The organism is Amycolatopsis sp. NPDC039088, from assembly GCF_055598845.1.
Map to the genome: position 1 here is coordinate 220,837 of NZ_JBVKAE010000011.1, position 18,206 is coordinate 239,042.

An 18,206-nucleotide genomic window follows, 5' to 3' on the forward strand; every position below is an offset into this window, starting at 1 on the left:
AGCGCCTCCGCCGTGTCTTGGGAGCGTCAGCCCTCGACGGCGGCCAGATAGCCCGCGATCAGCGCGGACGCGACCTGCCCGACGGCGGTGTCCGGCGGCAGGAACACCTCGTCGTGCAGGCTCGGCGCGCCAGCGGTGTCACCGAGGCCGACGAACATCATCAGCCCGCGCGTCATCCCGCAGTAGTGCGCGAAATCGTCGGCGCCGAAGGACCGGAAGTCGGTGTCGACGCCCGACCCGGCCCGGACGAGCCGCCGGTGCGCGCGCTGGGTGAGCCCGGCGTCGTTGTGCAGCACGGGTTCGCACGGGTTGATCTCCAGTTCCGCGCGGCAGCCGTGCGCCTTCGCGGTGCCGTGGACGACCTCGGCGAGGCCCTCGAGAGCGAGGTCGCGGTCCTCGGCGCGCATCAGCCGCAACGAGCCCGACAGGCGGGCCTCGTTCGGCACGACGTTCGCCGTCCTCCCCGCTTCGATCCGGCCCACCGAGCAGACCGCCCCGAACACCGGATCGACCCGGCGGCTCGCGAGCTGCTGCAGGCTCACCACGATCTGGCTGAGCGTGAGGATCGGATCCCGCAGCAAATGCGGGTAGCCGGCGTGCCCGCCCTGGCCGCGAACGGTCACTTCGAACTCGTCGGTGGAGGCGTTGACCGGCCCCGGTACCGCCGAGACCACACCCGCCGCGAGCCGCGGCTGGACGTGCGCGCCGATCACCGTGTCGACGCCGTACTCGTGGAGCACGCCGGATTCGACGATGTCCAGCGCGCCGGACGGCGAGGTCTCCTCACGCGGCTGCAGGAGGGCGACGAGCGGCCGTGGCACGCCCACGACGGCCGCGGCACGGCAGGTGGCGACGAGCGCGGCCATGTGCACGTCGTGCCCGCACGCGTGCATCAGCGACGTCTCCGAAGCCCATGGGACCCTGGTGCGCTCGACGACGGGCAACGCGTCCAGTTCGGTGCGGAGCGCCACGGCCGGTCCCGCGCCGGTGCCGGGGAACAGCACGGCGCGGCCGGTCTTGGCGACCCGGACGCCCTCGTCACCGCCCAGCGCCTCGACGAGGACCCTGGTGGTGTCCTCTTCGTCCCCCGACGCGCGGGGATCGGCGTGCACCCGGTGCCGCAGTTCGATCGCGGACGGCAGCTCCGCCTCGACAGCTGACTCCCACCGGTCCTGCAGTTCGTCCAGTTCCGTCATGTCCCCTCCAGCCCGTACACCCGCTCCGCGTTGCGGTGGCACACGAGCGCGGTGATCCGTCGTGCGTCCACTTCGGACAGTACGTCCGAGGTGAGGCCCGCGTACAGGAAATCCGACAGTCCTGCCCGGAACAGTCCGGTGCCGAGGTGGTACAGCTCGGCGAGCCCGAACGCGTCCGTGGAGAACAGCAGTTTCCCGAACGGCACCAGCTCCATTGTCTCCGCGATGATCGCGGGCGCACGGTGACCGGCGTTGTGCGTCGCGAGTCCCACGTCGATGAACACGTGCTCGAAGACCTGCGCCAGATACGCGGCGTTCCGGTGGAAGGGGTAATTGTGCAGCAGCATGATCGGCACCCCGCGTGAGCGCGTCGCCCGCAACAGCCCGGTGAGCAGCAGCGGATCGCAGCGGTGCAGGTCCACGTCGGAGTCGCCGAAACCGACGTGGAACTGGATCGGCAGGGCCAGGTCGATCCCGGTCCAGACGAGGAACCGGTGCAGTACCTCGTCCGCGAGCCGGACCGGTTCACCGGCCTCGATCCGGGCGAGCCAGCGGCCCGCCGCGTCGGCGACCTCGGTGTCCGTCGGCCGGTCCCCCGCCAGGTCCAGGCCGACCCGGTAGGCGGCGATGGACTTGAACCCCACCGCCGTCGTCGCGCGTTTCGCCAGTTCCCCGGTGAACACCGAGGCGAACGAGGCGGCGGTGGTGGACTCCACGACGGCTTCGGCGACCTGTTCGAGCCGGACGATGTCGCGCGCACGCGCCCCGGACAGCGCCGCGAACTGCTCGGTCGTGGTCAGCGTGTCCGGCAGGAAACCGCCGTCGAGCAGGAACTCCGTCGTGCCGGTGGCGCGCAGGAACCGCGCGTTGACCTCGGCGGCGCCCAATTCGGCGCGGCGGGCCAGATAGGCATCGGCCGGGACATGCGGCGGCAGGCCGAGCACCGGCGCGCAGCGGGCGCGGACCGCGAGCCCGATCAGCGAGTCGAACAGGGTGGTGCCCAGCGAGGAGACGGTGTCGGCCTCGGTGAGCAGCTGTTCGAACTCGATCCGGCCGATGTCTCCGGTGACGACGCCGTGGCAGTGGTGGTCCACCAGCCGCGTCTCGGCCACGAACGGCAGAATCCCAGGTCCCGGCATGACGCGTCCCTTCTCGTGATCGACGAGTGCGCCCCACCCTAGGGATGGAATCCGGCATGGCAAGGGTGACCGTCCACTTTGGACGAACAGGCGCGGCACCGACCGGATGAAGAAACTGAAGGCCGTCCTCGTGACGGCCGCACTCGTGCTGACCGGGTTGGTCTCGACCGCCCCGCTGGCCAGTGCCGCTGTCGGCACCTGGACCGGGCTGAGCCCGACCACCGCGAAGCCTGGGTGCATTTCAGACCGGACCTCGACTCCGCCCACAGCGTCGCCGGATTCACCTGGTACACCAGCTTCTCCTCGTCGCCGCTGTCCATCACCGAGTGCTGAACCGAAGTCGCCAGACAGAGCGAAAGGGCCCTTCATCGCGAGAGATGCGGTGAAGGGCCCTTTCGGCTCACGTCAGATCAAGCGGGGGCGACGGTCTTCCGCACACCCGCGGACAGTTCGGCCGAAAGCTCCCGAACCGCGTCCAGGCCGCTCGCGGCCGCTGTCACCAGCGCCGAGCCGACGATGACGCCGTCGGCGAAGCCGGCGACCTGGGCCGCCTGCTCGCCGGAACGGACGCCGAGCCCGACACCGATCGGCAGGTCCGTATGCGCCCGGGTCCGCGCGACCAGGTCCTCGGCGTGCACGCCGACCTGGTCACGGGCGCCGGTCACACCCATCACCGCGGTGGCGTACACGAAACCCGAAGCCGCCTCGACGGTCTTCGCGATCCGCTCCTCCGAGGAAGACGGCGCGACCAGGAAGATCCGGTCCAGACCGTGCTGCTCGGAGGCGGCCATCCACTCGTCGGCCTCGTCCGGGATCAGGTCCGGGGTGATCATCCCGAGCCCGCCCGCGGCGGCGAGGTCCCGCGCGAAGCGGTCGACGCCGTAGCGGTGCACCGGGTTCCAGTACGTCATCACGACGGCTTTGCCGCCGCGCGACGACACCGACTCGACGACCTCGAACAGATGCTTGAGCTTGAAACCACTGGAGAGCGCGCTCACCGACGCGGCCTGGATGGTCGGGCCGTCCATCACCGGGTCGGAGTAGGGCACGCCCACCTCGACCAGGTCGGCGCCGCCGTCGATCACCGCGGCGAGCAGGTCCTTCGACCCGTCGACCGTCGGGAAGCCCGCCGGGAGGTACCCGATCAGCGCTCCGCGACCCTCCGCGCGCGTCGCCGCGAAGAGCTCTTTCAAGCCGCTCATGCGTTCTCCACCAGGCCGAAGTACTTCGCGGCGGTGTCCATGTCCTTGTCGCCACGACCGGACAGGTTCACGATGATCAGCCCCTCCGGGCCGAGTTCGCGACCCAGCACCAGCGCACCGGCCAGCGCGTGCGCCGATTCGATCGCCGGGATGATGCCCTCGGTGCGTGAAAGCAGCTTGAACGCGTCCATCGCCTCGGCGTCGGTCACCGGCCGGTACTCGGCGCGGCCGCTGTCCTTGAGCCACGAGTGCTCGGGGCCGACGCCCGGGTAGTCGAGGCCCGCGGAGATCGAGTGCGACTCGACGGTCTGGCCGTCCTCGTCCTGCAGCAGGTACGTCATCGCGCCGTGCAGGCTGCCCGGGGTGCCCTTGGTCAGCGTGGCGCCGTGGCGGTTGCCCTCGATGCCTTCGCCGCCCGGCTCGAGGCCGACGAGGCGGACCTCCGGGTCGTCGATGAAGCCGTGGAAGATGCCGATCGCGTTCGATCCGCCGCCGACGCAGGCCGCGACGGCGTCCGGCAGGCGTCCGGCCTGCTCCAGGATCTGGGCGCGGGCCTCCTCGCCGATGATCTTGTGGAAGTTCCGCACCATCATCGGGAACGGGTACGGGCCCGCCGCCGTGCCGAACAGGTAGTGCGTGGTGTCGGCGTTGGCGACCCAGTCCCGCAGCGCCTCGTTGATCGCGTCCTTGAGCGTGCGCGAACCGGTCTTCACCGGGACGACCTCGGCGCCGAGCAGCTTCATACGGGCGACGTTCAGCGCCTGCCGCTCGGTGTCGACCTCGCCCATGTAGACGAGGCATTCCAGGTCCAGCAGCGCGCAGGCGGTGGCGGTGGCCACACCGTGCTGCCCGGCCCCGGTCTCGGCGATGACCCGCTTCTTGCCCATCCGTTTGGTGAGCAACGCCTGGCCGAGCACGTTGTTGATCTTGTGCGAACCGGTGTGGTTCAGATCCTCGCGCTTGAGGAAGACCCGGGCGCCACCGGCGTGCTCACCGAAGCGCTTGGCCTCGGTGAGCAGGGACGGGCGGCCGGCGTAGTCACGCAGCAGGCGCCGGAACTCGTTGACGAAGTCCGGGTCGGTCCTCGCCTTGTCGTATTCCGCCGCGACCTCGTCGATGACTCCGATCAGCGCCTCGGGCATGAACCGGCCGCCGTACGGGCCGTAGTAGCCCCGGCCGTCCGGGTCGTGCTCGCCGTGCGGCGTTTCGGTGTACTCCACGCTCATCGAGAAGGCCTCGGGCAAGCGGGGTGCGAACCGGCGGTCACGAGCTTGACCAGCGCGCCCTTCGGGTCGCCGGACGCGACGAGCCCTTCGCCCACGAGGACGGCGTCGGCGCCGTGACCCGCGTAGGACATCAGGTCACCGGGGCCGCGGACACCGGACTCGGCGATCTTGAAGACGTCCATCGGCAGGCCCGGGGCCAGCCGCGAGAAGACGTCCCTGTCGACCTCGAGGGTGTGCAGGTTGCGGGCGTTGACGCCGATCACCTTCGCGCCGGCTTCGAGGGCCTTGTCGGCCTCTTCGGCGTTGTGGATCTCGACCAGCGCGGTCATCCCGAGGGATTCGACCCGGTCCAGCAACGCGATCAGGGCGTTCTGCTCCAGTGCCGCCACGATCAGCAGGACCATGTCCGCGCCGTGCAGCCGCGCCTCGTGGACCTGGTACGGGCTGACGATGAAGTCCTTGCGCAGCACCGGGATGTCGACCGCCGCGCGGACCGCGTCGAGGTCGGCGAGCGAACCGCCGAACCGTCGCTGCTCGGTCAGCACGCTGATCACCCGGGCTCCGCCGTCGGCGTAGTCCTTCGCCAGCGCGGCCGGGTCCGGGATCTCGGCCAGATCGCCCTTGGACGGGCTGCGCCGCTTCACCTCGGCGATGACGCCGATGCCGGACTCCCGCAGGGCCGCGAGCACGTCACGTGGGGGCGCGACCTGGGTCGCGCGCTTCTTCAGTTCGTCGAACGGCAGAGCCGCCTCGCGCTCGGCGAGATCGGCACGGACGCCGGCGACGATGTCTTCGAGCACGCTCACCGGCGGACCTCACCGGCTGTCGTACTCACGGATTCCTTCGCAAGGTCGCTCACAAAAACCTTCCCCTTCCCGCCGAAACGATGCTAACCCCCGCACGAATACGGCCTGGTTCCGGGTATGTCCGTTACTCCGAATGCCCACCGTGTCATCTTTGCCGGGAAAGATCTCCGAAACCCGCGAATTCCGCTGTCGTCACCGGGTCGCCGTGGGATCTTCGCCTTCGGACAGCGCCTCCCACAGTTCGGTCTCCGGATCCTTCGAGGCCCGCTTCTTCGCCCCCGGCGCCGAATACTTCGCGCCGAGGCGCGGCATCCGGCCCGCGCCCTTGATGGCTGCCAACCCGCCGGCGGTCACGAGAATTCCCCCGAGGATCGCCAGTCCCCTCGCTCCCACCATCTGGACGACGGGCAGACCGTCGGCGAATCCGGTGAACGCGCCACCGACCACGCCGATCCACACCGCCGCCACGCCCGCCACCGCGAGTACCACGCCGAGCACCCGGCGTGGCCAGCCGCCGGTGGCGATCAGTCCCGCCGTACCCGCCAGCGCCAGCAGGGCGAGCGGAATCAACGCAACCGCGCGCTGTGACCCGGTTTCGGTGTACAGCACCGTGCCGCGCACGCCGCCGTCGCGGAACTCCGCGAACCACACCAGCCGAGAGGATCCCCACAGCGCGACCGCGCCGAGCAGCAGGCCGGCCACGGCGATCCACAGTGGACGTTTGGCCTGCTTCGCCCGAGGTGCGGCGCCTTCCGGGGCCTCAGACACGAGTGCGGTCACCCTCCGGGTCGAGTTCGTCAGCCGCGATCATCGTCTGCGCCGCCGCGACGGCGGACAGCACGGTGCGGGCCTTGTTGAGCGACTCGTTGTCCTCGTAGTCGGCCACCGAGTCGGCGACCACGCCGCCACCCGCCTGGACGTACGCGACACCGTCCTTCATCAGTGCGGTGCGGATCGCGATCGCGGTGTCGGCGTCCCCGGCGAAGTCGAGGTAGCCCACGACGCCGCCGTAGAGCGCCCTGCGGGTCGGCTCCAGCTCCTCGATCAGCTGCATCGCGCGGACCTTCGGCGCGCCAGAGAGCGTCCCGGCCGGGAAACAGGCGGCGACCGCGTCGAAGGCCGTCTTGTCGTCGAGGAGTTCGCCGGTGACCGTCGAGACGATGTGCATGACGTGGCTGTAGCGCTCGACGTCGAAGAAGTCGACGACGCGCACGGTGCCGGGCTTGCAGACCTTGCCGAGGTCGTTGCGGCCGAGGTCGACGAGCATCAGGTGCTCGGCGCGTTCCTTCTCGTCCGCGAGCAGGTCCTTGGCCAGCTGCGCGTCCTCTTCCGGGTCGGCGCCGCGCCAGCGGGTGCCCGCGATCGGATGGGTGGTCGCGCGGCCGTCCCGGACGGTGACCAGCGACTCCGGGCTGGAGCCGACGATGTCGAAGCCCTCCAGGCGCAGCAGGTACATGTACGGGCTCGGGTTGGACGTGCGCAGCACCCGGTAGACGTCGAGCGCGTCGGCCTCGGTCTCGATCTCGAACCGTTGCGACGGCACGATTTGGAACGCTTCACCCGCCTTGATCGCCTCGACGGCCTTTTCGACGGCCGCGTGGAAGTCCGGCTTGGACCGGCGGCGCGTGAATTCGGGCGCGGGGCGGTCGAAGACGGCCGCCGTGGCCGGGGCGGCGACGTGCAGTTGCTTGGTCATCGCGTTGAGGCGCGCGACGGCGTCGTCGTACGCCGCGTCGACCCGCTCGGGCGAGTCGTCCCAGTTGACCGCGTTGGCGATCAGCGTGACCGTGCCCTCGTGGTGATCGAAGGCGGCGAGGTCGGTCGCCAGGAGCATGGTGAGCTCGGGGATGTCGAGGTCGCGCTCGGCGAGTTCGGGGAGCCGTTCGAGCCAGCGGACGGCGTCGTAGCCGATGTAGCCGACCATCCCGCCGGTGAGCGGTGGCATGCCGGGCAGCTGCTCGGTGTGGAGCGCGGCGACGGTCTCGCGCAGCACGGTGAGCGGATCGCCCTCGGCGGGCAGGCCGACCGGAGGGGTGCCCGTCCAGACGGCTTTACCGTCACGCACGGTCAGCGCGGCGGGGCTGTCGACGCCGATGAACGACCATCGGCTCCAGGAAGCGCCGTTCTCCGCCGATTCGAAGAGGAACGTTCCCGGCCGGTCGGCGGCGAGCTTGCGGTAGACCCCGATGGGGGTCTCACCGTCGGCGAGCACGCGACGGACGACTGGGATGACGCGACGGCCCTCGGCGAGCGCGCGGAACTCGTCGCGCGAGGGGCTGACCGAGCCGAGCCCCGATGGGCTGGCGTGTGCGGCGCTGACCATGTCGCTCATTGTGCTGCAACGGCGGACGGCGCCGGGACCGGGGGCAAAATTCAAGTATTGTTGAATTTTGCGGCGGCTCCGTTCATGATGGCGCCATGGCTGCTGAGGACACTACCGTCCGGCGTCGGGGACGGCGGCCGGGCGGACAGGACACCCGCACCGCGCTGATCGAAGCGGCGCGCGCGGTGTTCGGCGAGAGCGGCTTCGACGGCGCGACCGTGCGGGCGATCGCGACCCGCGCCGGGGTCGACGCGGCGATGGTCAACCACTGGTTCGGCAGCAAGGAAGGGCTGTTCGCCCAAGCCGTGCTGAAACTGCCGTTCGACCCGCACGCACTGCTCGCGGACCTGCAAGACGGGCCGGACGAGGAGTTCGGCGAGCGGATCGTACGCACCTTCCTCACCCGATGGGACGGTGCGGGCGGTGACGTGTTCCAAGCGCTCGTCCGCAGCGTCGCCGGACACGAACAGGCCGCGGCCGTGCTGCGCGGGTTCTTCCAGAACTTCTTCACGAAGGTGATCGGCGGCATCGGCTCGGACCGTGTCGAGCTGCGGACTTCGCTCTGCGCCTCGCAGCTCGTCGGGATGGGGCTGGTGCGGTACGTCGCGAAGTTCGAGCCCATGGCGACGAGCGAGATCGAGCCGCTGGTGACCGCAATCGCGCCGACCGTGCAGCGGTACCTGACGGGGAACATCGACTGACTCAGTCGGGCGCGCTGGGCGAGCCCGGGGCCTCGGCGGACAGTGTGCCCTCACTGTGTGGATTTTGGTGCGACAGATGACCCGAAATCCACACAGTCCCGCACGACAGTCCCTGTGACGACCAGACCCGAAGAGGGTGTGTGGAAACAGGGACACTCAACGCCCCCCAATCCTCCGTCGTCGATCCCGGCATCCGCTGAACCGTCACCTTCACGCAGGTCACGCACAGAGAGCCCTACCTCGGCAATCGTCAGTCCGTGTCCGGTTCGATTTCTTTGACGGGAACGGTGTGGAGCCGGTCCTTGAAGAAACGGCCGCGCGGGAAGATCACGATCATGTCCGTTTCCTCGCCGCCGATGAAAACGGGAACTTTCTCGAGCCCCGCGAAACGAGGAGCGATCCGCAGCGACCGTCGTGTTTGGAGCAGCTTGTAATCGCGCCCGAGATAGACGTCGACCCTGGGGAACAACCAGCCGGGCCGCACGGTCGCCGTCGCCTCGCGCAGGCCGGTCTTCTCGGCGGACCGACGGCGGCTCTTCCAGAGCCAGGCGGCGTACAGGCACGCCGGAATACCGTAGATGGCCGCCAAAGACAGCGGGACCAGCACCTCGAATCGGCGATCTTCCGAAACAATTTGACACACAACGAAGTAAGCGGTCCAGAACACCGCAAAAGCCGTTGCCCGTTGTTCGAAGAGCGACAGTTTTTCGATCAGCGGGATGGCCACGTCATCGTGTAGCTCCGACGTGTCAAAGTCTTCGGTTCCTGAATCGGACCGAGGCCGACCGGCGACGCGCGGACGCCGTCTCGGACGGTCGCGATCGGCCGATCTTCTTCCCGGTTTCATGCGCTGAGGTTAATCGGGAACCGCGGCTTTTCCGGACAACGAGTTCCCTCTCGCTCCAGGGCAACCGGACGCGCCCGGCGAGCGTGCAAGTGAGCAGGCGCCTCAGCCCGCGATCAGGACCGCGATCAGCGCCAGCGTGCCGGGAACCACCTGCACGAAGAAGATCTTCTTGCTCGCCGTCACCGTCCCGTAGAGCCCGGCCACGATCACGCAGGCGAGACCGAAGATCTTGAACTGCCACGCCGTGCTCCCGGTCGCGATCAGCCCCCAGATGAGCGCCGCGGCGAGGAAACCGTTGTACAGCCCCTGATTCGCCGCGAGCGTCGAAGTCTCCTTCGCGAACTCCTCGGTGGTGCCGAAGGAAGCGCGGGCGCGCGGCGTGGTCCACAGGAACATCTCGAGCACGACGATGTACAGGTGGATCAGGGCGACGATGCCGACCAGCACGTTGGCGACGACGTTCACAGGTTCTACTCGCTCTCGTCGGCCAGCAGCAGCCGTTCGTCGGTGTCGAAACAGGTGTGCGTGCCGGTGTGGCAGGCCGGGCCGGTCTGGTCGACGCGCAGCAGGACGGTATCGCCATCGCAGTCGATCCGCACCTCGCGCACGTGCTGGACGTGGCCTGAGGTCTCGCCCTTGACCCACAGTTCCTCGCGGCTGCGCGAATAGTAGGTCCCGCGCCGCGTGGTGAGGGTGCGCTCCAGCGCCTCGTCGTTCATCCACGCCATCATCAGGACGTCCGATGTGGAGTGTTCGACGACGACGGCGGCGATCAGCCCGTCGGCGTTGCGTTTCAAGCGGTCCGAGAGGGCGGGATCAAGCGTCATTCGTGGCTCCGAGCAGGTACCGTTTCACCGGCATCGAGTTGAGCAGGACCGCGGCGTAGATGTACCCGGCGAAGAGGATCCCGGAGACGATTTTCACCCAGAAGAGTTCCGCCGCCAGCATGGACAGCGCGTGCAGCAACGCGAACAGGAAACTGACGCCGAAACCGGCGAACCGCGCCGACGCCATCCGCAGCACCAGTCCGGCCACGACGAGCCCGCCGAGGAGCAGCGCCGTCCCCGGCAGCAGGAACGTCCGCGCGGAGGAGTACGGCGCGAACATGAGGATCCCGGCCATCGCCACGTACCCCAGGCCCAGTCCGAGCAGCAGCGCGCAGACGACCTTGACCTCGGTGGCGACCTTCCACTTGTTCAAGATCACCGGACCACGACTCCCCCTGCGCGCAGCGCGCCCTTGACCTCGCCGATCTTCAACTGTCCGAAGTGGAACACGCTGGCGGCGAGCACCGCGTCCGCGCCTGCCTCGACGGCGGGCAGGAAGTGTTCGAGCGCGCCGGCGCCGCCGCTGGCGATCACCGGGACGCGGACCGCCCGGCGCACCTGGGTCAGCAGTTCGAGATCGAAGCCGTTCTTGGTGCCGTCGGCGTCCATCGAGTTGAGCAGGATCTCGCCGACGCCGAGTTCTTCGCCGCGCGCGGCCCATTCGACGGCGTCGATGCCGGTGCCGCGGCGACCGCCGTGCGTGGTCACGTCGAATCCGGACGGCGTCGGCTCGGTCCCCTCGGGAACACGGCGGGCGTCCACCGACAGGACGACGCACTGCGCGCCGAACCGGCGGGACGCCTCACGCAGGAACTCCGGCCGCGCGATGGCCGCGGTGTTGATGCTCACCTTGTCCGCGCCCGTGCGCAGCAGCCGGTTGACGTCGTCGTTCGTGCGCACGCCGCCACCGACGGTGAGCGGGATGAACACCTGCTCGGCGGTCCGGCGGACGACGTCGAAGGTGGTCTCGCGGTCCCCGGAGGAGGCCGTGACGTCGAGGAACGTGAGCTCGTCGGCGCCCTCGGCGTCGTACAGGCGGGCGAGCTCGACGGGGTCGCCGGCGTCGCGCAGGTCGGCGAAGTTGACGCCCTTCACCACTCGGCCCGCGTCGACGTCGAGACACGGGATGACCCTGACTGCGACAGACATGGGGACAAGCGTAGTCAAGGGCGTTCTAAGCTCGCGGAATGGCACAGGCGGGGCGGCGGCCGGGGCAGACCGAGACGCGGGAGGTCATCCTCGACGCGGCGCGGCGCAGGTTCGCCGAACAGGGGTACGACGGGGCGACCGTCCGCGCCATCGCGGCCGACGCCGGGGTCAACGCCGCGCTGCTGCACCACTTCTTCGGCACCAAGCAACGGCTCTTCGCCGCGTCGATGAACCTGCCGGTCGACCCCGGCGAACTGGTCCCCCGCATCCTCGACGGCCCCGAGGACGAGATCGGCGAACGGCTCGTCCGCGCGTTCCTCGGTCTCTGGCAGGCTCCGGACGGCCGCGCGCCGTTCCTGGCGATGATCCGGTCCGCGACCACCAACGACCAGGTCGCGACCATGATGCGGCAGTTCCTGGAACGGGCGGTGCTGGCGAAGGTCGCCGAGGCGCGCGGGATACCGAAGGTCCGGGTGGCCGGAGTCGCCGCGCAGATGATCGGGTTCGCGCTGCTTCGCTACGTCATCGGGCTCCCGCCACTGGTCAACGCGTCGGAGGACGAGGTCGTCGCGATGCTGGCGCCGGTCGCGCAGTACTACCTGACCGACGGCGTTCACCGGCCGGACACCCGGCGCGGCTAACTTCCCCGCGTGCGCATCGCTGCTCTCCTCCCCTTGCCACTGCTGGCGGCCTCCCTCCTCGCCGGTTCCCCGGCCGAAGCGAGTCCCGACCCTTCGCCGGTGGCACAGACCAGGGCGTTCGTCGACGACGCGGGCGCGGACCCGGCGAACGCCGACGCCGACGACCCGGCGATCTGGGTCCACCCCACCGATCCGGAGCGGAGCGTCGTCCTCGGCACGCTCAAGGAAGGCGGGCTGGCCGCGTTCGATCTGAGGGCGAGGCAACTCCAGCTGCTCCCGGTCGCGAAGGCGCCCACCGAGGACGCGGCGCCCAGCCGGTTCAACAACGTCGACGTCGTCGGCGATCTCGCCGTGGTGAGCGACCGCGGCCGGGACCGCGTCCGCGTCTACCGGATCGACCCCGCCGGCGCGGCGGCCGGATCGCGGGTACTCCGGGACGTCACGGATCCTTCCGCCGCACCGGTCTTCTCCGCGTCGGAGTCCGAAGTGGACGAACAGCGGACGGCGCCGATCGGCACGATCGACCTGCCGTCGGAGTTCCGGCTGCCGACCGGGAAGACCTGGTCGCCATGCGGCGAACCGGACGAGCGCCCGCAGCTGGAAGGTTCGGTCCTCGACGTCGAACACCGCGTGCTCTACACCGCGCAGGAGGACGTCGGTATCTGGCGGATCCCCGTGAGCGGCAACGGTTTCGGCCGTCCCGAGCTGATCGACAAGGTCCGTTCGTTCGGGGTGCCGCAGCGCTTCGACGAAGCCACCGAGGAATGCGTCGCCGACGGGCCCGATCCCGGTTTCGGCGGCAAGTGGCTGACGGCCGACGCGGAGGGGCTGACGCTGGCCGACGGCAAACTGCTCGCGTCGAGCCAGGGCGACTCGCGGTTCGTGATCTACGACCGCGCCGGCCGCAACACCCCGCGCCGCGATTTCCGGATCGTCGCCGGGCGCGGTACCGACTCGGTCGAGCACTCCGACGGTGCCGCGATCACCACCCGGCCGCTGGGCCCGCTGTTCCCGCACGGCCTGCTGGTGGTGCACGACGGCGAACGCCGTCCGGCGGCCACCGGCCCCTCCGGCGAGGAACTGGCGACGACCGGTTTCGCCTTCGTCCGGCTGGAGACCGCCCTGCGGTGACCGCGTTCACCGAGAAAGTTCCGCTCCCGATGCATCAGCCAGGTGGTCTCGCGCGTCATTAGGGTCGAGACCACCGGCTGAGGGGGAACACGTGCCTGCGACCTTCGACGAGTTCGTCGCGGATCGCCTGGACGGGCTCCTGCGCTACGCGACCGTCCTGACCGACGATCCGTATCTGGCGCAGGACATCGTGCAGGAGGTACTGCTGCGGGCTCAGCAACGCTGGCCGAAGATCGACTCGCCGCCGACGTACGTCCGCCGGATGGTGACCAACGAGTACCTGTCGTGGCGTCGGCGCCTCGCGGTCCGCCGCGTGGTGCCGTCTTCGCCGGAAGTCCTCGATCTGGTGAGCCCGCCGGTCTCCGATCACGCCATCGAGTACGACGAACGCGACGCGATGCTGGACAGGCTCGCGAAGCTCCCGCGCAAACAACGTGCCGCGATCGTGCTCCGCTACTACGAGAACTACTCCGACGAGGAGATCGGCGCGGTACTCCGCTGCGCGACGTCGACCGTGCGCAGCCAGATCTCGCGCGCGCTCGCCGCGCTGCGGGAAACCGGCCCGGCCACACCTGTTCAGCCCACGGGAGCGCGCAAATGACCCGACTGAGTGAAGAAAACACCGAGGACCTCATCCGGGAGAGCCTCGAACGCCTGGCGACGCGGGCACCCGACGGGTCCGAGATCCGTGACGCGCTGAACCAGCGCTCGCGAAGCCGTCCGAAGATGGCCTTGGCACTGGTCGCGGCGGCGGTCGCGATCATCGCGCTCGGGGTGCCGCTGGGGCTGCGGGCCTACACCGCCGTCCCCCCGGCTTCGCAGGTGAACGCCGACTGGGCGGTGCTGCCCTATAAGCCGGGGTGGCTGCCCGACGGTTTCAAGGAGACCCTGCGGGCCGCGAAGCCGCACCCCGCGCCGCAGACGCGGGAGTGGAGCGCCGGCGAACAGGGTCAGATCCAGCTGACCAGCACCCCGCTGGCCAAGGGCGGCGGGCCGTGGACGATCGCGCCCGCGCCCAACCAGATCATCGTGCACGGCCGGGTCGGCATGGCGGCGGAGGTCTACGGCCAGGGGCTGCTGCTGACCTGGTCGCCCGACGACGTCTACCTGTTGAACTTGAGGTTGCTCAACGTCAAGGACCCGCGCGCGGTCGGCCAGCGGGTCGCCGACGAGATGGTCAAGGACGACCGTGCCCGGGTGTCTGGCGAATTGCGGTTCGGCAAGCTGCCCGACGACCTGGAGTTGTCCGGGGTCAGCACGTTCATGACGGTCGGCGGGGGTGCGACCGATCTCGAAGCCACCCGTGCCGGGCAGCCCACGGCGGCGGCGGTCGTCACGGCGTCGCTCCGAGCCGAACGGCCGGACAACGGCGACGCCACGCCCGTGCCGCTCAGGGTCCGGGGCCTCGACGGTTTCGCCCTGCCGCCGAGGGAAGGCAGGCTCGGGCACCAGGACGAAACGGTCGCCGTCCAGGTGGAAGGCGGGCGGTGGCTCATCGTGTCGGGGAAACGGGACCGGGCCACCCTGCTCGACATCGCGAACGGCGTTCAGCTGATCCCCGGCGACTACGGCTGGTTCGGGAAGGTGCCGGAATAGCGGCGGGCGGGCACGGGTTGTCGACGGCATGACGGACACCTACCGCTCCATCGCGTTCACCGAATACGGCGACTCCGGCGTTCTTCGCGTCGTCGAGCGGGAGCTTCCCGAGCCCGGCCCCGGCCAGGTCAGGATCGCCGTCCGCGCCGCGGGCGTGAACCCGATCGACTGGAAGATCCGGGCCGGGCTGATGGCCGAGGTGTATCCGACCACCTTCCCCGCGGTCCCGGGTGGGGACGTCGCCGGCGTGGTGGACGCCGTCGGCGAAGGCGTGTCCGGGTTCGCCGTCGGCGACGAGGTCCTCGGCAGGGGGATCGGCGGGTACGCGGAGTTCGTGCTCGCGGATCCGGCCGGCCTGACCCGCAAGCCGGAGGCGCTGTCCTGGGAGCTGGCCGCCGCGTTGCCCGTCGTCGTCACCACCGCCTATCGCGCGCTCAACCTGCTGGACCTCGCTGAGGGCGAGACGCTGCTCATCGATGGCGCGGCGGGCGGTGTCGGGACGATCGCCGTCCAGCTCGCCGTCGCGCGCGGGCTCACCGTCGTCGGCACCGCGAGCGAAGCGAACCACGAATACTTGCGGTCGTTGGGCGCCATCCCGGTGAAGTACGGCGAAGGGCTGGAAGAGCGCGTACGCGCTGTCGCGCCGCAGGGCATCGACGCGTCCTTCGACACCTCCGGCCGGGGCTCGCTGGCCGCCCTGGTCGAGCTGACCGGTGGTCCGAAGCGCGTCGTCACCATCGCCGCGCCGGACGCGGCCGACCACGGCGTCCACTTCACGTCGGGCGGCCCGGCCGAGCAGGTCCCCGGCGCACTGGCCGAAGGTGCCGCGCTCGCCGCCGAAGGCAAGCTCGACCTGCCGATCGCCCGGGTCTACCCGCTCGCCGAAGCGGGCGCGGCCCAGGACGAGAGCGAAGCGGGCCACGTCCGGGGCAAGCTCGTCCTGGTGCCGTGAGCCTCCCCGCGGCGGCGAGCTGGCGGCATCAGGATTCCAGAACCGGCCTCGAAGTCGCGTTCTTCACCGGGCACGACGGCGGCTGGCGGATCAACGGCGCCACGACGGCCGTCGAGGACGGCGAGGGGCGATGGCGCGTGGACGGTGTGCCCGATCCGCGCCTCGACGGCTGCTTCGACGTGGACCTCGAGTCGTCGTCGATGACGAACACCCTGCCGGTGCACCGGCTCGGCCTCGCGGTGGGCGCGGCCGCGGAAGCGCCCGCCGCGTACGTCCGTGCGGGCGACCTCGCCGTGGAGCGGCTGGAGCAGCGCTACGAGCGGATCGGTGACCACGATTTCGCTTATACGGCACCGGTTTTCGCTTTCTCCTGCGTCCTGCGCTACGACGAGCAGCTGCTGGTGGTCGACTACCCGGGTATCGCGGTCCGGCTGCCCTGAACCACACCCCTCTTGACTCGGGGTTCTCAACGGGCGCAGAATTAAACGCATGACTAATTCCGCGATCTCCGTGACCGGCCTGCGAGTCGTCCGCGGCGGGCGCGAGGTCATCAGGAACATCGGATTCGAGACGCCGCGCGGCCGGATCACCGGCCTGCTCGGCCCGAGCGGCTGCGGCAAGACGACGCTGATGCGCGCGATCGTCGGCGTGCAGATCGTCGCGGGCGGCGAGGTCACCGTGCTCGGCCATCCGGCAGGCAGCCCGCCGCTGCGGCGGCTGATCGGCTACGCCACCCAGAACCCGGCCGTCTACGCCGATCTCACCATCACGGAAGCCTTGCGCTACTTCGCTTCCGTCCTCCGCGCGCCGGTGTCCGATGTGGACAGGGTGATCGGCGAGGTCGGGCTCGCCGACCATGCGGGCAAACTGGTCGGCGCACTGTCGGGCGGCCAGCACAGCCGCGCCAACCTCGCCGTCGCGCTGCTCGGGAAACCCGGACTGCTCGTCCTCGACGAACCGACCGTGGGTCTCGATCTCGTGCTCCGCGACGAACTCTGGGCACTGTTCCGCCGCCTCGCCGACGGCGGGGCGACACTGCTCGTGTCCAGCCACGTCATGGACGAGGCCGCGCGATGCGACCGCCTGCTGCTCATGCGCGAGGGCCGGATCCTCGCCGACGACACCCCGGCCCAGCTGCGCGAGCGCACCGGCACAACCGATCTGGAGCAGGCGTTCCTGCGCCTGGTCCGCGCGACGTCGAATTCGGCGGTGACCCCGTCGTGAATCCCGCGCTGACGCTGGCCACGGCGCGTCGCATCCTCCTTCAGCTACGGCACGACCCCCGCACCGTCGTGATGCTGATCGCCGTCCCGTCGCTGTTGATGGTGCTGCTGCGTTTCGTCTTCAACTCCGAACCGGTCTTCAGCCACGTCGCTCCGGCGCTGCTCGGCGTCTTCCCGTTCACGATCATGTTCCTGATCACCTCGATCACCACGCTGCGCGAACGCACCACGGCGACGCTGGAACGCCTGATGACTCTGCCGATCGGCAGACTGGACCTGCTCTTCGGCTACGCGATCGCGTTCGGCTCGATCGCGGTCGTGCAGGTCGGCGTCGCGGCCGGGATCTCGCTCGCCTGGCTGGGCCTCGACATCGCGGGGTCGATCGGGATGCTGCTGCTCATCGCCGTCCTCGACGCCCTGCTCGGGATGGCGCTCGGCCTGTTCGTGAGCGCGTTCGCGCGGACGGAGTTCCAGGCGGTGCAGTTCATGCCGCTGTTCGTGCTGCCGCAGATCCTGCTGTGCGGATTGTTCGTGCCGCGCGACCAGATGGGCTGGTTGCTGAACCGGCTTTCGGACGTGATGCCGCTTTCGTACGCCGTCGAGGCGCTCACCCGCGTCACCACTTCGGGGACCGTGGACACGACGCTGATCCGGAACCTGATCATCGTCGGCGCGAGCGCCCTCGTCGCGTTGATACTCGGCGCGGCGACGCTGCGCCGCCGCACGCCCTAGACTCTCCACATGGGATCGGAGTTCGAGCGGCTCGCCGCCGAGAAGTATGTCGTCCTGACCACCTTCCGCAAGAACGGCACGCCGGTGCCGACGCCGATCTGGCTGGCGGGCGACGGCGGCGAACTGGTGTTCTGGTCCGAGCGGAAGGCGGGCAAGATCAAGCGCATCCGCAATAGCGGCCGCGTCGAGGTCCAGGCCTGCGACCTCCGCGGCACCAAGACCCATGGCGCCGTCGTCGCGGGCGAGGCCCGGCTGCTGGACCTCGGCGAAACCGAACGCGTGCGCAAGGTGATCGCGCGGAAGTACGGGATCGTCGGGCAGGTCACGATGTTCTTCAGCAAGCTGCGGGGCCCGAAGGACCGGACGGTGGGGATCGCGGTCAAGCTGGCGGAGTAGACCCACCAGCCTCGTGAGCGGTTATGTCGCGAAAGCCAGGCGAATTCACTCGGTCGTCGCAACACCCTCTGTGAGCTGGGAGTTTGTGATGTCGGGTGGATTGTTGTTGGCGCGGGCGG

Annotated in this window: 22 protein-coding genes; 10 read left to right on the forward strand and 12 right to left on the reverse strand. The window is 69.7% G+C overall.

Translation table 11 applies throughout. The features are described 5' to 3' along the window. Positions 1-26: 26 nt before the first annotated feature. The 7 genes from ACZ7KI_RS17050 to ACZ7KI_RS17080 form a co-directional block, all read right to left on the reverse strand. Positions 27-1,196 carry a M20 metallopeptidase family protein gene (locus ACZ7KI_RS17050; protein WP_470274060.1) on the reverse strand — a complete coding sequence of 390 codons (1,170 nt, stop codon included), beginning with the start codon at positions 1,194-1,196 and terminating at the stop codon, positions 27-29. Continuing rightward, complete coding sequence (locus ACZ7KI_RS17055; RefSeq protein WP_470274084.1) at positions 1,193-2,335, reverse strand: amidohydrolase family protein; 1,143 nt, start codon at positions 2,333-2,335, stop codon at positions 1,193-1,195. Before ACZ7KI_RS17055 ends, ACZ7KI_RS17050 begins: the two co-directional genes overlap by 4 nt. A gap of 410 nt (positions 2,336-2,745) precedes the next feature. Beyond that, a complete protein-coding gene (gene trpA, locus ACZ7KI_RS17060; RefSeq protein ID WP_470274061.1) occupies positions 2,746-3,537 on the reverse strand; it encodes a tryptophan synthase subunit alpha in 792 nt (263 codons plus the stop codon). Next, entirely contained in the window at positions 3,534-4,763 is a 1,230-nt protein-coding gene (gene trpB, locus ACZ7KI_RS17065; RefSeq protein ID WP_470274062.1) for a tryptophan synthase subunit beta, read from the reverse strand. Before trpB ends, trpA begins: the two co-directional genes overlap by 4 nt. Further along, on the reverse strand, positions 4,760-5,569 hold the full coding sequence (trpC, locus tag ACZ7KI_RS17070) for an indole-3-glycerol phosphate synthase TrpC (RefSeq protein ID WP_005155232.1): 810 nt from the start codon (positions 5,567-5,569) through the stop codon (positions 4,760-4,762). The genes trpB and trpC overlap by 4 nt, the downstream gene beginning before the upstream one ends. A 192-nt stretch (positions 5,570-5,761) precedes the next feature. Beyond that, positions 5,762-6,337: a Trp biosynthesis-associated membrane protein gene (locus tag ACZ7KI_RS17075; RefSeq protein WP_470274063.1), complete on the reverse strand. Its 576-nt coding sequence runs from the start codon at positions 6,335-6,337 to the stop codon at positions 5,762-5,764. Further along, entirely contained in the window at positions 6,330-7,892 is a 1,563-nt protein-coding gene (locus tag ACZ7KI_RS17080) for an anthranilate synthase component I (protein WP_470274064.1), read from the reverse strand. The genes ACZ7KI_RS17075 and ACZ7KI_RS17080 overlap by 8 nt, the downstream gene beginning before the upstream one ends. Before the next feature lie 95 nt (positions 7,893-7,987). Between ACZ7KI_RS17080 and ACZ7KI_RS17085 the strand changes: the two genes are divergently transcribed. Beyond that, positions 7,988-8,593, forward strand: coding sequence for a TetR/AcrR family transcriptional regulator (locus ACZ7KI_RS17085; protein ID WP_470274065.1), 606 nt, complete (start codon positions 7,988-7,990; stop codon positions 8,591-8,593). Positions 8,594-8,843: 250 nt separating this feature from the next. Here ACZ7KI_RS17085 and ACZ7KI_RS17090 read toward each other — a convergent pair whose 3' ends face one another. From ACZ7KI_RS17090 to hisF, 5 genes are all read right to left on the reverse strand, one after another. Next, positions 8,844-9,320 carry a hypothetical protein gene (locus ACZ7KI_RS17090; protein WP_470274066.1) on the reverse strand — a complete coding sequence of 159 codons (477 nt, stop codon included), beginning with the start codon at positions 9,318-9,320 and terminating at the stop codon, positions 8,844-8,846. A gap of 222 nt (positions 9,321-9,542) precedes the next feature. Beyond that, a complete protein-coding gene (locus ACZ7KI_RS17095) occupies positions 9,543-9,905 on the reverse strand; it encodes a DUF1304 domain-containing protein (protein ID WP_470274067.1) in 363 nt (120 codons plus the stop codon). 5 nt (positions 9,906-9,910) lie between these two features. Next, positions 9,911-10,267: a phosphoribosyl-AMP cyclohydrolase gene (gene hisI / locus ACZ7KI_RS17100; RefSeq protein ID WP_378368912.1), complete on the reverse strand. Its 357-nt coding sequence runs from the start codon at positions 10,265-10,267 to the stop codon at positions 9,911-9,913. Beyond that, entirely contained in the window at positions 10,257-10,646 is a 390-nt protein-coding gene (locus ACZ7KI_RS17105) for a hypothetical protein (RefSeq protein WP_470274068.1), read from the reverse strand. Before ACZ7KI_RS17105 ends, hisI begins: the two co-directional genes overlap by 11 nt. After that, entirely contained in the window at positions 10,643-11,416 is a 774-nt protein-coding gene (gene hisF, locus ACZ7KI_RS17110) for an imidazole glycerol phosphate synthase subunit HisF (RefSeq protein WP_470274069.1), read from the reverse strand. The genes ACZ7KI_RS17105 and hisF overlap by 4 nt, the downstream gene beginning before the upstream one ends. Before the next feature lie 38 nt (positions 11,417-11,454). On the opposite strand from hisF, the gene ACZ7KI_RS17115 reads away from it, so the two are divergent. The 9 genes from ACZ7KI_RS17115 to ACZ7KI_RS17155 all read left to right on the forward strand — a co-directional run bounded on the left by ACZ7KI_RS17115 (position 11,455) and on the right by ACZ7KI_RS17155 (position 18,087). Then, positions 11,455-12,057, forward strand: coding sequence for a TetR/AcrR family transcriptional regulator (locus ACZ7KI_RS17115; protein ID WP_470274070.1), 603 nt, complete (start codon positions 11,455-11,457; stop codon positions 12,055-12,057). A gap of 33 nt (positions 12,058-12,090) precedes the next feature. Continuing rightward, entirely contained in the window at positions 12,091-13,188 is a 1,098-nt protein-coding gene (locus ACZ7KI_RS17120; protein WP_470274085.1) for a phytase, read from the forward strand. A gap of 91 nt (positions 13,189-13,279) precedes the next feature. Continuing rightward, the gene (locus ACZ7KI_RS17125; RefSeq protein WP_470274071.1) at positions 13,280-13,789 is read left to right on the forward strand and encodes an RNA polymerase sigma factor; all 510 of its coding nucleotides are present in this window, start codon (positions 13,280-13,282) and stop codon (positions 13,787-13,789) included. Next, on the forward strand, positions 13,786-14,784 hold the full coding sequence (locus ACZ7KI_RS17130; RefSeq protein WP_470274072.1) for a hypothetical protein: 999 nt from the start codon (positions 13,786-13,788) through the stop codon (positions 14,782-14,784). The genes ACZ7KI_RS17125 and ACZ7KI_RS17130 overlap by 4 nt, the downstream gene beginning before the upstream one ends. 28 nt (positions 14,785-14,812) lie before the next feature. Further along, a complete protein-coding gene (locus tag ACZ7KI_RS17135; RefSeq protein ID WP_470274073.1) occupies positions 14,813-15,736 on the forward strand; it encodes an NADP-dependent oxidoreductase in 924 nt (307 codons plus the stop codon). Then, on the forward strand, positions 15,733-16,176 hold the full coding sequence (locus ACZ7KI_RS17140) for a putative glycolipid-binding domain-containing protein (RefSeq protein ID WP_470274074.1): 444 nt from the start codon (positions 15,733-15,735) through the stop codon (positions 16,174-16,176). Before ACZ7KI_RS17135 ends, ACZ7KI_RS17140 begins: the two co-directional genes overlap by 4 nt. Before the next feature lie 49 nt (positions 16,177-16,225). Beyond that, on the forward strand, positions 16,226-16,960 hold the full coding sequence (locus ACZ7KI_RS17145; RefSeq protein WP_470274075.1) for an ABC transporter ATP-binding protein: 735 nt from the start codon (positions 16,226-16,228) through the stop codon (positions 16,958-16,960). Continuing rightward, complete coding sequence (locus ACZ7KI_RS17150; protein ID WP_470274076.1) at positions 16,957-17,691, forward strand: ABC transporter permease; 735 nt, start codon at positions 16,957-16,959, stop codon at positions 17,689-17,691. The genes ACZ7KI_RS17145 and ACZ7KI_RS17150 overlap by 4 nt, the downstream gene beginning before the upstream one ends. Positions 17,692-17,700: 9 nt before the next feature. Then, positions 17,701-18,087 (forward strand): PPOX class F420-dependent oxidoreductase, encoded by a 387-nt coding sequence (locus tag ACZ7KI_RS17155; protein ID WP_470274077.1) that lies wholly within the window; start codon positions 17,701-17,703, stop codon positions 18,085-18,087. Positions 18,088-18,206: the final 119 nt, after the last annotated feature.

Excerpts from the sequence above, each read along its gene's own strand:
- ACZ7KI_RS17050 (WP_470274060.1), bottom strand. The coding sequence starts at position 1,196 with ATGACGGAACTGGACGAACTGCAGGACCGGTGGGAGTCAGCTGTCGAG.
- ACZ7KI_RS17055 (WP_470274084.1), bottom strand. The coding sequence starts at position 2,335 with ATGCCGGGACCTGGGATTCTGCCGTTCGTGGCCGAGACGCGGCTGGTG.
- trpA (WP_470274061.1), bottom strand. The coding sequence starts at position 3,537 with ATGAGCGGCTTGAAAGAGCTCTTCGCGGCGACGCGCGCGGAGGGTCGC.
- trpB (WP_470274062.1), bottom strand. The coding sequence starts at position 4,763 with ATGAGCGTGGAGTACACCGAAACGCCGCACGGCGAGCACGACCCGGAC.
- ACZ7KI_RS17080 (WP_470274064.1), bottom strand. The coding sequence starts at position 7,892 with ATGGTCAGCGCCGCACACGCCAGCCCATCGGGGCTCGGCTCGGTCAGC.
- ACZ7KI_RS17085 (WP_470274065.1), top strand. The coding sequence starts at position 7,988 with ATGGCTGCTGAGGACACTACCGTCCGGCGTCGGGGACGGCGGCCGGGC.
- hisI (WP_378368912.1), bottom strand. The coding sequence starts at position 10,267 with ATGACGCTTGATCCCGCCCTCTCGGACCGCTTGAAACGCAACGCCGAC.
- hisF (WP_470274069.1), bottom strand. The coding sequence starts at position 11,416 with ATGTCTGTCGCAGTCAGGGTCATCCCGTGTCTCGACGTCGACGCGGGC.
- ACZ7KI_RS17115 (WP_470274070.1), top strand. The coding sequence starts at position 11,455 with ATGGCACAGGCGGGGCGGCGGCCGGGGCAGACCGAGACGCGGGAGGTC.
- ACZ7KI_RS17130 (WP_470274072.1), top strand. The coding sequence starts at position 13,786 with ATGACCCGACTGAGTGAAGAAAACACCGAGGACCTCATCCGGGAGAGC.
- ACZ7KI_RS17135 (WP_470274073.1), top strand. The coding sequence starts at position 14,813 with ATGACGGACACCTACCGCTCCATCGCGTTCACCGAATACGGCGACTCC.
- ACZ7KI_RS17145 (WP_470274075.1), top strand. The coding sequence starts at position 16,226 with ATGACTAATTCCGCGATCTCCGTGACCGGCCTGCGAGTCGTCCGCGGC.
- ACZ7KI_RS17155 (WP_470274077.1), top strand. The coding sequence starts at position 17,701 with ATGGGATCGGAGTTCGAGCGGCTCGCCGCCGAGAAGTATGTCGTCCTG.